Consider the following 14,830-nt stretch of genomic DNA (forward strand, 5'->3'; position numbering starts at 1 on the left):
GGATGTGCGTCGTGCTAGTGAAAGGGCCGTCCTCGTTTCCGAACGTGGACGGCCACTTTCGTGTGATGGGTCGCGTCAGTCCCGCAATACCCACAGCGCTGTGCGGCTGCAGCCAGCAGTCCTCGGCCGGGGGCGTCTCCGCGGGCGCTAGGCCGCCAGCCCGCTCCGGACCTCCGCTGCGGGCTGCGGAGCCCGGGTGGCGGCGAGCCGCTTCGCCAGGTATTTGGCGTCCCGGCACACGCCGGGGAAGGTGTCCGATGCTGCTGCGAAGAGGAGGTCGTTCCCCAGCAGGTACAGGCCTGGCAGGGCATCCACGATCCCGCGGTGCTGCTGTTCCCGCCAGTTCGCGGGCAGCTCCGTAATGTCCAGCCATGGGTAGGCCTCGGTGAAGCCGGTGCACCAGATGACGTTTGCCACCGGAAGGCGCTCACGGTCGTCGAGCATGACGTCGCCGTCCTGGACTCCGGTGACCCGCGGCACCAGGTGGACGCCGGCGGCGCCGAGGTCCGCGAGCCTGGTGCGGATCAACGGCGATGCCATGCCGGCCATCTTGGGCAGCGCCTTGCGCCCGACCGGCGTGTTGGTGGTCAGCACGTGCATCCCGGCGAAGCGGACCACCGGGATGAGGAAGCGGGCCGCGGTGCGGCCGTGCCGGAACGGGATCTCGCCACTCGGTTTGCCGGCCAGAAAGGTTTCATGCGTCCGGCTGGTCTCCAGGGCGATCTCCGCCCCGGAGTTGCCCACCCCTACCACCAGGACGGGGCCGGGCTTGAGCTGGGCCGGGTTCTTGTAGTCATAGGAGTGGAGCTGGACGACGTCGGACGGCAGTTCCGCCGCAAATCCCGGCGTCCTGGGCTGCTGGCAGGCGCCGGTGGCGAGGACGGCGTTCGCCGCCGTCCAGCGCTGCGTCCCTGCCGTGACCTGGAACCGCTGCCCGTCGTGGCTCAGCCGGGTCACGGCCGTGTTGGGCCGGACCGGCAGGTGGAACCGGGAGGCGTAGTCCTCCAGGTAGTCCGCCTGCTCGTCTTTGGTGGGGAAGGCGAGGGGGTCGCCCGGGAAGGGCCGGCCGGGCAGGCCGTTGTACTTCGCGGGGGTGAACAGGCGCAGCGAGTCCCAGCGGCTCCGCCACGCGTCGCCCACCCGTGTCCCGGCGTCAAGGATGACGAAGTTCCGGTGCTGCTGCGCCAGGTAGTAGCCAAGCGCCAGGCCGGACTGTCCGGCGCCGATAATGACGGTGTCGACGGCGGCAGTGCCGAGTGTGGCTGGGCCGACGGCGCCGCCGGTGTCTGTTGCTGGGGTGGTGTTCATGGTGGTGCCTCCTAGGTGTTGCAGGTGCGGTGGGGTGGGTATGAACGCTGTGCCTGCTGTGCCTGCTGTGCCTGCTGTGGCCTGCGGGCGCGAGATGACCGAGGCTGTAGGAGCCGAGATTCCTCGTCTGGAGGGCCTTGAGCAGCATGGGCAGGTAGCTCACCGCGAAGAGGCCGGTGGACACCATTCCTGCGAGCACTGAAACGTTCATGCCATTAACGCTATTTTTCGTCGCGTCGCGGCGCATCGGGCGAATCACCCATTTCCCATGTGCAGGGAGACATCCGGCGGGCGGGGAATGGGTAAATCTATGCAGGGAGGGAGGTCAGGCGAGTCCGTGCCGGTAGGCGTAGGCCGTGACCGCGGCCCGGGAGGTCAGGCCCAGCTTGGTGAAGATGTTGCTCAGGTGCCGGGCGACCGTTTTTTCGCTGATGAACAGCTCGGCAGCGATGTTCCGGTTGGTTAGTCCGGCGGAGACGAGCCGGACCACCTCGGCTTCGCGGGCGGTGAGCGGCCCGGCGTCGGCGGCGTGATGGCCGTCGTTCTTGGTGGTTGGCGCCGGGGCCGTCCGGGCGTCCGGCGACTGCTCAAGGTCCGATTGCCCAACCTCCGATTGCTCAAGGTCCGCCAGCGCCGGAGCGGCGCCCAGCCCGGAAAATACTGCCCGGGCCGCCTCACGCTCCAGCCGGGCGGATTCCTCATCACCGAGCGCGGCGCACAGCCGGGCCAGGAGGGCGCGGCAGCGGGCGGCTTCGAACGGTGCGTCCAGGCTGAGCCAGCGGGACCACGCGCGGCGCAGCGGGACCAGGGCAGCTGCGGGGTCGCCTTCGTGGAACAGGACAGCGGCTTCGGACTGCTCGGCGAGGGCGTGCAGCAGGGGCATGTCGACCGAGGCGCACTGCGCGGCCAGCTCCTCCGCGGCGGCCCGTGCCGCCGGTGCGTCGCCGGCGGCCAGTTCGATCTCCACCCGGGCGGCGAGCATCCGGCGCCGGTAGGCGGGGTCGATGCCGGCCATGGCCTGCCGGAGCAGGGACCGGGCCTGCTCCGGGCGGCCCTGGGCCAGGCGGAGGAGCGACAGCCCGGGCTGCGGCGGGAATCCGGTCTCCTGGGCGTGCAGGTAGCAGGCCTCGGCGGCGTCGAAGTCGCCCCGGAGCCGGTGGATTTCGCCCTGTTCGTAGAAGCCGCCGTAGGTGGCCATCCGGTCGCCGCGGAAGGCGAGGTCCTGCGCCGTTTTGGCCGCGTCGATCGCCTCGGCCCAGGCGCCGTGCAGCCGGTACAGCTCGGCCCGGTGCATCTGGCACTGGCCGCTGAAGGCCACCAGCTGCTGCTGCGCGTCGCACCACCGGTCCAGGGCCCGGGTCCACTCGTGGGCGCGGTGCAGGTCGAAGGCCAGATGGCAGGTTTCGATCACCGCGCAGTAGATGATCCCGGCGGGGACCGGGGAGATTTCACTGAGGGTAACGGCGACCATGGCCTCGTCGAGCAGGGCCAGACCGGCGTCGAACTCGCCCAGCAGGACCTTGGCCTGCCCGAGGCCCAGCGTCCCGAGGGCGGCCGAGTCGGCGTCGCCGCGTGCCCGGCCGAGGTCGGCGGCGCGGGTGAAGGCTGCCGCGGCGGTGGCGCCGTCGCCCTGGTAGAGGGCGCCCAGCCCGACGGGGACGGACAGCAGGCCCTCGAAGGGGCAGGGCTCGGGCAGGTCCTCGACGATCCGGTGGGCGCGGGCAAGCCAGCCGGCGCTGCGGGCCGGTTCGCCCAGCAGGATGAGGTTCATCCCGGTCCAGACGGCGCAGCGGGCGGCGGCGGGGTAGTCGCCGTCGGCGAGGTACTTCAGGTGCGCCCGGGCCAGGATGTCCACCCCCTCGGAGCCCCGGCCGGTGAGGATGACGCTGGTGGCCAGCTGTTCCAGGTCACCGGCCGCAAGCTCGGCGTCGTGGTCGGCTGCGGTGAACTGCCCGACGGCGTCCGGCCAGCGCCGTTCGGCGTAGGCTTCCCGGCCCTGTGCGAGCGTAGACATCGCGCCTCCCCGTTCCCGGTGGCGGGTCTGAGCCTGTGGGCGCTGCGCGGCCCGGCCCTCCCGGAACCGGTGGTGGGCGGCGTGGCCCGTCATCTGCTTTTCAGGCTACCGCCGGGGTCAGGGGGCGGCAAGGTGCGGGCCCAAGCGCCAACAGGCCGCGACATTTCACCACGACGGCGGCGCCCGGCTTCCGCCCGCCTCAGGTGTACATGAGGGAGCCGGGGGTGGTGAGGAGTTCGCCGGTTTCCAGCCAGGTCTTCAGGCCGGAGAGGATCATCGGCCAGCCGCCGTAGAGCTGTTCGTTGGCGCCTTCCCGGAGCTGGTCGTGGGTGACGGTCAGGCGGCAGGAATCGCCCACCGGTTCGATCTCCCAGGTGACCCGGGACGTGCCTTCGGCCTTGACGTCTTCGCCCCAGAGGGCGCGCATGCTCTGGACGAGCCGGCGGGGCGGGTCCACCTCCAGGTTCTCGCCCTCGCCCAGGGGTTCCCCGCCCCTGGGCGCCATCACGAACCGGGATCCCGGCGTCCAGTCCGAGGTGATGACGGAACCGAACTGGTACTTGCTGCGGATCTCGCCGTCCGTGATGGCCTCCCAGAGCCGTTCCGGGGTGGTCTTGATATAGATTTCGAAGATCTTTTCCATGGGACTTTCCAATCTGGTTTTGAGGTCGCTGAGGCCAGCGGCCCATGGTTCGGCATATTTGCTCACCCAGCGGTCGTGGACCAGCCGGATGGGCACCGGATTCAGGAAGTGAAGTTTCTCGCGCCCCCGACGGCGGGTCAGCACCAGGCCGGCGTCCTCCAGGACCCTGAGGTGCTTCATCACGCCGTAGCGGGTCATCTCGAAGCGGGCCTCAAGGGCGTGGAGGGTCTGCCCGTCGTTCCGGAAGAGCTCATCCAGGAGATCGCGGCGGGTGGAGTCGGCCAGGGCCTTGAATACGGCGTCCACAGTTCCAGAATAGGTGACTGATTAGTCACATGTCTAGGGTGTGCCGGTGTCCGTGTCAGGTTCCTGTTCCCCGCCTCGGAGGTGGCGGTGGTGCAGTTCGTAGCTGTCGAACACATCGGAGGACGTGGCTCCGGAATGGCCGAATTTGCCACGAAGGACCTCTGCGAGTCCCTCCAGCGCCGCGTGGAGCATCCGTCCGGCGAACTGCAGTTCAGGGCTCTCGCTGCGCTGGGCCTGGGATGCCAGCTCCTGGGCGTAGGCCACCGTGGCGGGTAAGGAGCCGCGCTGCTCGACTTCACGGAAATAATAGGTTTCATGGAACGCCAGCAGATCCACGCCCACCGAAGCCACATTTCCGGCCATTGACTCCAGCAGCCCGGCAGCATGCCCGGGATCCAGGGACAACACGCCGGCCGGACCTGCAGCCTCCCTGAACAGGTTCAGCTGGTGGGCAAGGGCCCGGCGGCGGTTCAGGGCCGGGAACGTCTGCAGGATCCACGTCACCGTCGCCGTAAGCAGCCCGAAGCCGGCGACGGCCTGGAGCGCCACTACCAGCCGGAGCACCGGATCGGCCGGCACGATGTCGCCGAACCCCACGGTGGAAAGCGTGACCAGGGAGATGTAGAGCGCTTCGCCGAAGTCGCCCCTTTGGGGCACCCCGGCTCCGTGGACAAAACCGCCCGGCAGATGGGGCAGATAGAGCAGGGCCCAGCCGATGGCCGCGAGCGCTGCCCAGGCGCCAATGACGGCGGCCATGGCCAATGGCGCTGCAATGAAGGAGCCCCGGCCCCGCAGTTTTCTGGACACCAGCCAGAATCCGCGCATGATCGCCCGGCCAACGGGACCCGTACCGTGCGGGTAAAGGAGCGTGCGAAAGACGTCAATGAGCATCAGCAGGACCAGCCCGGCGCCCAAAACGGTAAAGAGCGTGCCTTCGAAGTCCATTGCCTCATCTTATGGGCGGCACGCTCGGCAGAGTGACAAACAGAGGAACCCCGCAGTGCCGGGCACTGCGGGTTCCTCGCTGGATGCGTCGGTTATTCGGACCCGGGTTTCTGTTCCCGGTCCCGGAGGTTCTTCTTGATCTCGTCGAACTTCTCCTTGATGACCCTTTCCGCGTCGGCGAGGGTCTTACCGGCGGTGCTCAGGGGATCCATCTGGAGATAGACGTTCTGACCGACAGGGAGGTCGTACTCGTCCTTCAGATGGGTGCCGCCGCCCACTCCTTGAAGGGACAGGTACACCATGGCGTCGGTCCGGGCAACGCCGGCGATTGTTCCGACGACAACCGTGAAGTCGTTCGCTTCAAAGCTGACGGTCTGACCGATATGGCTGCGGTCTAGATCGCCGGCTGCTACCGGCTTCTCGGACGGACTTCCGCTGTAGCCCATGAACTTCTCCTAAGGGTCGGGGACACGTACCCCAGCAGTCTAGCTACGGGGCCCGTGAAGGTCCCGCGGTTGTCGCAAGGAGCCACACTCGGCGGCCTTGGAGTTTTGCACCCCGGCGGCAACCCCTCAGACTGTCCGGATGGAGTGGAGACGTGTGAAGGACTGGCTGATCGGAGCTATGGGGATGGTCCTCGTCCTCGGGGTGATGGCCGCGATTCTCTGGTTTGCTGTGGGCGACCCGGCAGCCGGGGGCGGAGCAGTGCCTGCGCCGGCGCCACCGGCGGGCGTGGACCGCCCGCCGGCCGCGCAGCCTCCCGCCGGCCTGCGCGACGACGAAGTGTGGCTCGCCGACGTTGCGCTGGACGCTGGGACAGTGGTGGCCGCGGGCTCGATCCTCCGCGACGTCCGAACCGTCGGGCGGGACGTAGTCGCGGGCCCGGACGGTCTGGTCGCCGCACAGCTCGCCGTCGATGCGACCGTGCCCTTCGAGGTCGTCGCCAACAAACTCGGTGACGGGACAGTCGTCCGCTCCGCCGGCGACGGCCAGGTCATGGTGATTCGTACCGTCAATGCCCTGGGGCGCGAACTGCCGGTCACCGCCACCGGCACGGTCGAAGTCGTGGCCGGCAGGCTTATTGTCGAACCACGCTCGATCGACCTAGGTGGGCCGGACTTCCTCTCTGACGCCATCGCCGCCGTCGTGCGCGGGCTCGTGACCATCGAGCACGACATCGAGGGCTTGCCCGAGGGCCTCGTGCTGCAGGACGTGGCCGTTCAGGACGACGGCTTCCGCGCCAACCTCCGGGGCGAGTACATCAAACTCGTCCCGTGACTTCATAAGTCGGTTTCGGTGCCCCTCATGCCAATGGGCCGCCGAAGACGCCCCCGTCGTGCGTCAAGACGGCGGCCAGTTCGCGGCGCCCTGTCCGTCTAACAGTGCGCCGGTGCTGCTCTGGGGCACCACCACGTGGACGGCGTTGCGCTGGATGGTGAAGTCGGCCGGTGTGATGGTGGCGATTTCGCCGTCGAGGTTCACCGGCAGCGGGGGGTCGGTGACCAGCCGGACATGCCGGCTGGTCAGGTGGTACACGCGGTCGTGTTCGATGAAGCTTCCGTCCTTGAGCAGCCGCGCGATGCTGGCATGCTCCCGGAGCGGGCCGGCCAGGATGGCGTAGATGTCCAGGAGGTGGTCGTCGATCCCCGCGGTGGGGGAGACTGTGTTGCCGCCGCCGTAATGCCGGCCGTTGCCGACCGCCACCTGAAGCAGGTTCCCAAGCTCCAGCGGCTCGTGGTCCCCCGCGGGGAACTCAAGGCGGGCCCGGAACGGCCTGTGCCGGGCATATGCCCGGAGCGTGGCGACGCTGTAGGCCAAGGGCCCGATGTACCGCTTCAGTCGCGGGCTGATGGCTTCGGTCACAGCCACTGACAGGCCCGCGGACGCGACGTTGAGGAACGGCTCGCCGTTGGCCCGGCCGAGGTCGATGTCCACCACCTTTCCGTCGGCGACGGTGGCGCACGCCTCGGCCAGGTTGTTCGGGATCTGCAGCGTGCGGGCGAAGTCGTTGGCAGTGCCCAGCGGCAGAACGCCGAGCATCACGTTGGTGCCGGCAATCCGGCCGGCGGCGTAGGTCACCGTCCCGTCGCCGCCACCGACAACTACCAGATCGTGCCCGTCGGCCAGCACCCGGTCAAGCGTCCCGGCCAGGTCCGCCCCGGACGGTACGGGGTGCACGGCGGAGATGGGCACGCCTGCCTTTCGCATCGTGTCCACTGCGAGTTCGTGTGCCCGCCCTCGGCGTGATCCGGCGTTGATCACCACGGCGGCAGAGCGCGCGTCCCGGGCAGCCTTCATGAGGGAAATGGTAAGTGGTGGACCTGTGAATGCTCTGGGGCCGCATGCGTGCTCCCGCGGCCGCCGATAGGAGTGGTCCCGGAAGAGGCATACGACGGCGGCGCGCGGGTTCCAGCCGAAGGAACCCAGGAGCCGGATTCATCCGAGGTGAGCCCCCGCGTTCATCGGCGCCCCGGTGTGTTGTGACCGGCCAGCACAGTGCTGCCGCCAGCCCCGGCCCGCGTGCCTGATTCCTTCCCGGTCCGCCGGGCTGACTAGCTAGCCACCGCCGCCTTCGCCGCCCGCGAGGCTTCCATCCACTCGCTCAGCCACGGGGCCCGGACGCTGGCAGTGATCCGGCAGTCGGCCACGAAGGTTCCCTTCGCGCCGGCATCGATCCAGTCCTGCAGCGCGGAAAGGTCGGACAAGGAGCGGATGATCGCGGACGCGGCACCCAGCGCGCGGGCGACGCCGCTGAAGTCCACCTCGGGGATCAGCATGGGCTTTTCGGTCAGGCCCTGGGAGCCGTACTGGTGGATTTCGGCGCCGTAGGCGGCGTCGTTGTAGATCACGACGATGGCGCTGGTTGCCGCGCCGATGAGCGATTCGAGGTCGGACAGGCCCATCAGGAAACCGCCGTCGCCGGAGGCCAGCACCAGGGTGCGGCCGTCCTCCACGACGCGGGCTGCCCCGACGGCGCTAGCGAGGCCCAGCCCGATGGTCTGGTAGGCGGTCCCCACCATCACCAGGTCCTGCGGCCGGGGGATGTTCCAGTACATCGGTGCCCAGCCGAGGAAGTGCCCGCCGTCCTGGACCACCGTGCGCCGCTCCGGAAGCACGGCGTCCAACGCGGCGGCCAGGGAACGCGGGTCCAGCCGGCCGTCCGTGGTCTCCTCGGAGCCAGGGTGGTGGGCCGGTCCTTCGGCCAGCCGCTTGCGGGCTTCCGCGCGCCACGCTCCGCCGCGGCCGACGTCCGGCGAGGCCGCGCCCTCGAGCATCCGCAGGAGGTGTCCGGCCGCTGACTTCGCGTCCGCGCTGACGAACGTATCCACCCGCGGGTGCGTCGGCTGCAGGGCGGTATCGATCTGGATGACGGCGCTGTCCGGTCCTAGCAGGTGCCCGAACCGCATGGTGAAGGCGCTCAGGCTTGCCCCCGCCACGAGGACCACATCGGCCTCACCCATGAGCCCGGCTGCGGTGTCCGTGCCGAAGCCGCCCGCCACGCCGAGGTATCCTTCGCCTTCGAGGAGGTTGAGCGCCAGTGCGGTTCCGGCGGTCACGGCGCCGAGGCGGTCGGCGAGCTCCCGCAGCTCCGGGCCGGCTCCGGCGAGGTGCGCGCCGCGGCCGGCGAGGATCAGCGGCCGCTTGGCCCCGGCCAGCAGGCGGGCCACCTGCCCCAGGCCGCCGTCGACGTCGTCATTCACGGTCGGTGCCAACGGCGCCGGAAGCTCTTCATCTGTCGCCTCGAGTGCCGCGAGGTCGTAGGGGATGGCAATCACGACGGCGGTGCGCTTGGTGAGTGCGTACTCCACCGCCTGCCGGGTGATGGAACCCGCAGCGTCGCGGGTGACGGTGAACGTGGCGGCACCGAGGCCTGCGGCGATGGCCGCCTGGTCCACGTCCCAGGGACGGGCGCCGGTGGTGGGGGCGGCCCCGGTGACCAGCACGACGGGGATCTGCGCCTGGACCGCCTCGGCGAGGGCGGTCAGTGCATTGGTGTAGCCGGGGCCGTAAGTGGTGGTGCCCGCGGCGAGACGTCCCGACGTCCGGTAGTAGGCGTCGGCCGCGGCGATGGCGGCGCCTTCATGGCGGACGGCGGAGAAGCGGAGGCCCAGCTTTTCCGCGGCGTCCAGGAAGTAGACGTTTCCGTTGCCCATGACGCCGAAGACATCGCTGAGGTAGCTGCTGAGAATCTGCGCCACGCGGCCCGACACGGTGAGAGTAGTCATGCAGGAATCTTGTGCGCTAGCCCACTTATAGGCAAGAGAGTCACATCTGGCTAGGAGTTTTGGCAGGCAGAAGAAGCCCAATTGAAAATATGACCAATGTGGCCTGCGTCACCCGCACCTAGCCGGCAGGGCGGGGTTCCTGCTCGGAGAGCCGGCTCAGCAGGCCGTCGTAGCGGGGCGGCATGAGTTCCAGCACGGAGATGGCCGTGCTGGTCCGTTGAATCCCCTCGATTTCCAGGATGTGGTTGGTGATGCGATAGAGATCCGCCGTGCCGCGTGCCACCACCTTGGCCATGAGGTCCGCGTCGCCGGTAGTGGCGTGCACCTCAATGACCTCCGGGATCGCGGCGAGCCCGTCCTCCACCGCACCTGTCCGGGTCTGGCTGATGGACAGGGAGAGGAAGGCCATCAGGTCATAGCCGAGTGCGGCGGGATCCAGCCGCCGGCTGAAGGAGCGGAGGGCGCCGCTGCGCTCGAGCCGTGCCAGCCGGGCGTGGACCGTGTTCCGTGCGACGCCGAGTGTCCGGGAGAGTGCCAGGGCGCTGGCCTCCGGATCCTTGTCCAGGGCCAGGATGATCCTGCCGTCGAGTGAATCCAGGGTGCGGGGGTGCAGGGTGGTCATATTTTCACCAGAGGCAGTAGAAGTTGAGCAGAAGTCCCAATGGGTTGAGCGTATCTTGCATTGTGGGCGGAGTCACACCCATGATCGGTCCTCATGACCCGTGATCAGCTCTCCACCGCACCGGACACTGCACTCCCCGCCCTTCGTGGCGCCGTGTCCGGCCTCCCGCCGTATGTCCCGGGCCGGCGCAGCGCCGGCATGGACATTGCCGCCCTTGCCAGCAACGAAAGCCACTACGAGCCGCTGCCCGCTGCCGCCGCCGCGGTGGCCGCAGCGGCCGGCACCATGAACCGCTACCCCGACAGTGCCGCCGTCGAACTCCGTGAACGGATCGCTAGCCACTTCGGGGTCACCGCCGGAGAAGTCGCGGTGGGACCCGGCAGCGTGGGCGTCCTCCAGCAGATCATCACCGGCCTGTGCGATGCCGGGGATGAAGTGATCTTCGCGTGGCGCTCCTTCGAGGCGTACCCCATCCTGGTGGAGCTGGCCGGCGCCCGGCCGGTCCGCGTTCCGCTGGACACCTTTGAAGGCCACGACCTCGATGCCATGGCCGCAGCCGTCACCGCCCGCACGAAGGTGATCCTGCTCTGCACCCCCAACAACCCCACCGGCGTGCCGATCAGCCATGAGCGCATCGAGGCCTTCCTGCGCTCTGTCCGTTCCGACATTCTCGTGGTGATCGACGAGGCCTATGTGGAGTACGCCGAAGCGGGCAGCGGCCCCGATTCCCTGTCGCTCTACCGCCAGTACCCGAACGTCTGCATCCTGCGCACCTTCTCGAAGGCCTACGGACTGGCCGGCCTGCGGGTGGGCTACGCCGTGGCGGCGCCGTCCATCGCCGAGGGGCTGCGCCGGACCGCCCTTCCCTTCGCCGTGAGCGCGCTGGCCCAGAAGGCTGCCATCGCGTCGCTGGACGCCGGGGAGGAGATGGAAACCCGGGTGGCCGCGGTCAGGCAGGAGCGCGCCCGGATGGCCGCGCAGCTCGAAGCCCAGGGCTGGAAGCTGCCGCCGAGCCAGGGCAACTTCCTGTGGATCCGTGCGGATGAGAGCCTCCAGGCAGGGCTCGTGGAGGCGTTTGACCGCGCGGGCATCATGGTCCGGGCCTACCAAGGTGACGGGGTGCGGATCACCGTTGCCGGCCCCGCCGCCAACGACCGCGTGCTCCGGGTTATGGAAGCCCACACAGCCTAGGAACTTTCTGACCCTTATCCATCCGTTCCACAACCAGAGGACTCCCCATGGAACAACAGACAAAGACGTCTGGCCGCCCGCTCGGCACCACACTCAAACCCCGCCAGCTCACGATGATGGGCCTGGGAAGCGCCATCGGTGCGGGCCTCTTTATCGGCTCCGGGGCCGGCATCCAGGCCGCCGGCCCGGCCGTGCTGATCTCCTACCTCGTGGCCGGCACCCTCATCATCCTGGTGATGTGGGCCCTCGGCGAGATGGCCGCCGCCAACCCGGACAGCGGAGCCTTCTCCGTCTATACCGCCAGGGCCTACGGGCCGGTGGCCGGTGCCACGGTGGGCTGGCTCTGGTGGCTGCAGCTCGTGGTGGTCATCGCCGCCGAAGCGCTCGGCGCGGCAGCCCTGCTGGCCACCATCTTCCCGGCCCTGCCGGTGTGGCTGATGGCCTTCGTGTTCATCGTGCTGCTCACCGCCGTGAACCTCACCAGTGTCAAGAACTTCGGCGAGTTCGAGTTCTGGTTCGCCCTGCTCAAGGTGGCAGCAATCGTCGGGTTCCTCCTGGTGGGCGCAGCCCTGCTCCTCGGCTGGCTGCCGGGAGTGCAGTCGCCGGGCCTGTCCAACTTCACCGGTGCCGGATTCGCACCCAGCGGTTTCGCCGGGATTGCCACAGCCCTATTCGTGGTGGCCTTCGCGTTCGGCGGCACCGAGATTGTCTCCGTGGCGGCAGCTGAGACCGCCGAGCCGGCCCGCAGCGTGAAGAAAGCGGTCCGCACGGTGCTGTGGCGCATCCTGGTTTTCTACATCGGTTCCATCTTCATTATTGCGGCCGTGGTTCCCGTGGGTTCGGCGGGGCTGAAGAGCCCGTTCGCGGCGGTACTGGACGCCGCCGGCATGCCCGGCGCAGCCACCGCCATCACCCTGGTGGCCGTGGCGGCACTGCTCTCGGCCCTCAACGCCAACCTCTACGGTGCGTCACGGATGGCGTTCTCCCTCGCCGAGCGCGGCGACGCGCCGCGCCTGCTCGCCTCGGTGTCCAAGGCACGGGTCCCGGTTATCGCAGTCCTGGCCAGCGTCGCCTTCGGCGTTGTCACGGTCGGGCTGGAGCTGGCTTTCCCCGAGATGGTCCTTCCCGTCCTGCTCAACATTGTGGGCTCGACCTGCCTGCTGGTGTGGACGTCCGCGCTCCTGGCCCAGCTCGCGCTGCGGCTCCGCGCCGACCGCGAGGGGACGGAGCTTCCCCTGCGGATGCCAGGCTTCCCGTGGCTGACGGGCTTTGGCCTGCTCATCCTCGCGGCCATCTTCACGGTGGGCTTCATCGGCGAGGACTCACGCCCCCAGCTGCTGAGCACTTTCTCGCTTGTGGCGCTGCTGGCGGTGGCGAACTGGCTGCACCAGCGGAGGAAGGTTCCGGTTTTTGTTGGCGCTTCAGAGGATCATAAGCAGCCGGCGCTCGTCGACTAGTTCACTCGCCTGAACCGGCTCCCGGCTTCGGGGCACTGAAGGGCGCGTCCGGTCTTGGCGGGCGCGCCCCTTTGCAGTCTCGGCGGTACTGTCCGCGGACGTGTTCTCCACGCTGATGACCCCGGGCTGCCGCTCCTCCTGTTCCTGCTGCTGGTAGCCGGCGCCGCACTAGGCCTTGTAGTCATAGTGCTGCGAGCGTTGCTCTGGCAGGCAACCGACCTGCGCACCGACATGGAAGCGGTCATCTTATGCCCATCGTGGTGCGCATCAACGTCGAACTGGCCAAACAAGAAATGAGTGTGGGGGAGTTCGCTGACCGCGGAGGCCTCACGCCGGCCAACGTGGCGGTGCTGAAGAACGGGCGGGCCAAGGCAGTCCGCTTCAGCACCCTTGAAGCAATGTGCCGAGTCCTCAACTGCCAGCCCGGTGACCTGCTGGAGTTCGTCGAGGAATGATCAAGTCGGCGGCTTGATCAGTTCCTGTTGAGGCCGAATTGGCGTGTCATGAGCGCTGCCTTGTAGTGGGACTCGGCTGAGTTGAGCTCTGAGGAGGGTGTACTGGGACCGAACACGCGCAGGAGGCTGAAAACGAAGTGACGTGCATGGTCCGTCTTCATTCCCGCACTTCCTCCCGCTGCGCTCTGATCGGCTAGCTCGCGGAGGGCTACGTTACCGCCGTGGCCGTCACGCGCGTACGCTGTCCACCGGCCGAGAATTCGTTCGGCACCATCCGCTTTGCCGACGTACTGTTTGCCGTTGGTGGAGTCCGTGATGAGATAGATTCCCTGGACCTCTGACAGGGCGATACGCCAGTCGGCGTAGCGGGGATCATCCACCAAGTCGCGCAGCTGGTGGTAGGTAAGTAGCACGCCGTCGAAGCCTGGGAAGTGGACCTTGTCCCGGTCGGCGATCTCCAGAACGGGCATACGCGCGCCTGTGACCGAGCCGGCGCTCCGGTGCCAGCTGCGGGGGTTGTCCCACTCGATTACGAGCCGGTCGTTGAGGGGTGCAAGGAATTCTGTCGGGCGAAGGTCGAAGCATCTGTACTTCTTGGTGGACATTGTTGCCACCTCGCCGTGGTTCTCGTAGGTACCCCAGAGACGGGAGCGACGCCCACCATCGGCAATGAGGATCACCCAGTATCGGGGAGGATTCGCGGGGAAGCGGGGCGGAATGTCTTGCTCTCTGGTGTAGGCCAGGACCCGTTCCTGGGTCAAATCCTCCGGCCCACGCAGCGCCTCGGGATCACTCGGCTTAAAAGTGTGGCGGATGACGTGTATGTCCTCCAGCGGGACCCTTGGGGCATGGTCCGCGCCTATGCCACTAAGCACATGACCCAGGGTAAGGGTTGCGCGGGGAGCAGGCTCTTCAGAGACCATTGTCTCCGCAGGCACGTAGAGGGCAGGGGTTCGCAGATCAGACACCGGAACACCTTATGCCACTGAATCATGCGTCCTACTCGGACGAAGCCCTTTTGCGCAAATTTGTTGGACTCGCTTCGTTTCCCCGGTGCGAAGTGTGGATGAAGTTGTTCTACATATACTGAGTCCGTCTCGCTCCGGTCAAGGGCTCACCGAACTTATCAGTGATCACTGCGGCGCTCTGCGATTGCACCTAGCTCTCGAATTCCCAAGCCCCGGGACGGCAACGTTTACTCCCGGCATCTTTACCCCATCCGGGGGACTCTTACGTGCTCCCTAAGGCGCTGCAGAAGTTTTTTGGAAGGGCCGGGGCAAAGCTCAGACTTAGTTCCCAGCCAATACTCAGGTTTCCCGTCTTTATGGCTATAGTTCGTCTCGGGGGGATTGATCTGTCTGATCTGACACAGGGCTATATCTCAGTGACACCGCATGGCGGAGAAGCCACCCAGAGAATCAGCCAAACAAGTAAGACAGGAATTGCCATGACAGAGAACACAACGTTGCCGGACGCCAAGCGTGAGGGCAAGGCCCATGCCGCAGCGGAAAAGGCATATCGCAAGGCATCGCGGCCTTGGTTCAAGAAGAAGCGCTTTCTCATTCCTCTCATCATTGTCGCAATCATCATAATCGTGAATGTCTCTAACCCCGATTTTTCATGATGCTCGTTGATGGCCGCTGATTTGTGGCCGCGGCTGATG

Annotated in this window: 14 protein-coding genes; 5 read left to right on the forward strand and 9 right to left on the reverse strand. The window is 67.6% G+C overall.

Features of this window, described 5'->3' with window-relative positions:
- Window positions 1–147: 147 nt before the first annotated feature.
- The 5 genes from QK291_RS16780 to QK291_RS16800 form a co-directional block, all read right to left on the reverse strand.
- Window positions 148–1,308, reverse strand: a complete 1,161-nt coding sequence (locus QK291_RS16780; RefSeq protein ID WP_282383851.1) for an NAD(P)-binding domain-containing protein — start codon at window positions 1,306–1,308, stop codon at window positions 148–150.
- A gap of 325 nt (window positions 1,309–1,633) precedes the next feature.
- A complete protein-coding gene (locus QK291_RS16785; RefSeq protein WP_282383852.1) occupies window positions 1,634–3,322 on the reverse strand; it encodes a LuxR C-terminal-related transcriptional regulator in 1,689 nt (562 codons plus the stop codon).
- Between the two features lie 199 nt (window positions 3,323–3,521).
- Entirely contained in the window at window positions 3,522–4,271 is a 750-nt protein-coding gene (locus tag QK291_RS16790; protein WP_282383854.1) for an SRPBCC domain-containing protein, read from the reverse strand.
- Window positions 4,272–4,304: 33 nt separating this feature from the next.
- Window positions 4,305–5,216 carry a potassium channel family protein gene (locus tag QK291_RS16795; protein ID WP_282383856.1) on the reverse strand — a complete coding sequence of 304 codons (912 nt, stop codon included), beginning with the start codon at window positions 5,214–5,216 and terminating at the stop codon, window positions 4,305–4,307.
- Between the two features lie 92 nt (window positions 5,217–5,308).
- The gene (locus QK291_RS16800; RefSeq protein ID WP_282383857.1) at window positions 5,309–5,662 is read right to left on the reverse strand and encodes a hypothetical protein; all 354 of its coding nucleotides are present in this window, start codon (window positions 5,660–5,662) and stop codon (window positions 5,309–5,311) included.
- 139 nt (window positions 5,663–5,801) lie between these two features.
- On the opposite strand from QK291_RS16800, the gene QK291_RS16805 reads away from it, so the two are divergent.
- On the forward strand, window positions 5,802–6,494 hold the full coding sequence (locus QK291_RS16805; protein ID WP_282383858.1) for an LmeA family phospholipid-binding protein: 693 nt from the start codon (window positions 5,802–5,804) through the stop codon (window positions 6,492–6,494).
- Between the two features lie 63 nt (window positions 6,495–6,557).
- Here QK291_RS16805 and QK291_RS16810 read toward each other — a convergent pair whose 3' ends face one another.
- The 3 genes from QK291_RS16810 to QK291_RS16820 all read right to left on the reverse strand — a co-directional run bounded on the left by QK291_RS16810 (window position 6,558) and on the right by QK291_RS16820 (window position 10,064).
- Entirely contained in the window at window positions 6,558–7,514 is a 957-nt protein-coding gene (locus tag QK291_RS16810) for a lipid kinase (protein ID WP_282383859.1), read from the reverse strand.
- A gap of 254 nt (window positions 7,515–7,768) precedes the next feature.
- Window positions 7,769–9,442, reverse strand: coding sequence for a thiamine pyrophosphate-binding protein (locus QK291_RS16815; protein ID WP_282383860.1), 1,674 nt, complete (start codon window positions 9,440–9,442; stop codon window positions 7,769–7,771).
- 118 nt (window positions 9,443–9,560) lie between these two features.
- Window positions 9,561–10,064 (reverse strand): Lrp/AsnC family transcriptional regulator, encoded by a 504-nt coding sequence (locus tag QK291_RS16820; RefSeq protein WP_282383861.1) that lies wholly within the window; start codon window positions 10,062–10,064, stop codon window positions 9,561–9,563.
- Window positions 10,065–10,157: 93 nt separating this feature from the next.
- On the opposite strand from QK291_RS16820, the gene hisC reads away from it, so the two are divergent.
- The 3 genes from hisC (at window position 10,158) to QK291_RS16835 (ending at window position 13,167) form a co-directional block, all read left to right on the forward strand.
- Window positions 10,158–11,255, forward strand: a complete 1,098-nt coding sequence (hisC, locus tag QK291_RS16825; RefSeq protein WP_282383863.1) for a histidinol-phosphate transaminase — start codon at window positions 10,158–10,160, stop codon at window positions 11,253–11,255.
- Between the two features lie 47 nt (window positions 11,256–11,302).
- A complete protein-coding gene (locus QK291_RS16830; protein WP_282383865.1) occupies window positions 11,303–12,712 on the forward strand; it encodes an amino acid permease in 1,410 nt (469 codons plus the stop codon).
- Between the two features lie 248 nt (window positions 12,713–12,960).
- The gene (locus tag QK291_RS16835; RefSeq protein ID WP_282383867.1) at window positions 12,961–13,167 is read left to right on the forward strand and encodes a helix-turn-helix transcriptional regulator; all 207 of its coding nucleotides are present in this window, start codon (window positions 12,961–12,963) and stop codon (window positions 13,165–13,167) included.
- A gap of 17 nt (window positions 13,168–13,184) precedes the next feature.
- Here the strand turns inward: QK291_RS16835 and QK291_RS16840 are convergent, their stop codons facing one another.
- Window positions 13,185–13,772: a GIY-YIG nuclease family protein gene (locus QK291_RS16840; RefSeq protein WP_282383868.1), complete on the reverse strand. Its 588-nt coding sequence runs from the start codon at window positions 13,770–13,772 to the stop codon at window positions 13,185–13,187.
- 842 nt (window positions 13,773–14,614) lie between these two features.
- On the opposite strand from QK291_RS16840, the gene QK291_RS16845 reads away from it, so the two are divergent.
- Window positions 14,615–14,791, forward strand: a complete 177-nt coding sequence (locus tag QK291_RS16845) for a hypothetical protein (RefSeq protein ID WP_282383869.1) — start codon at window positions 14,615–14,617, stop codon at window positions 14,789–14,791.
- Window positions 14,792–14,830: the final 39 nt, after the last annotated feature.

The organism is Arthrobacter sp. AL12, from assembly GCF_029960645.1.
GTDB lineage: Bacteria > Actinomycetota > Actinomycetes > Actinomycetales > Micrococcaceae > Arthrobacter.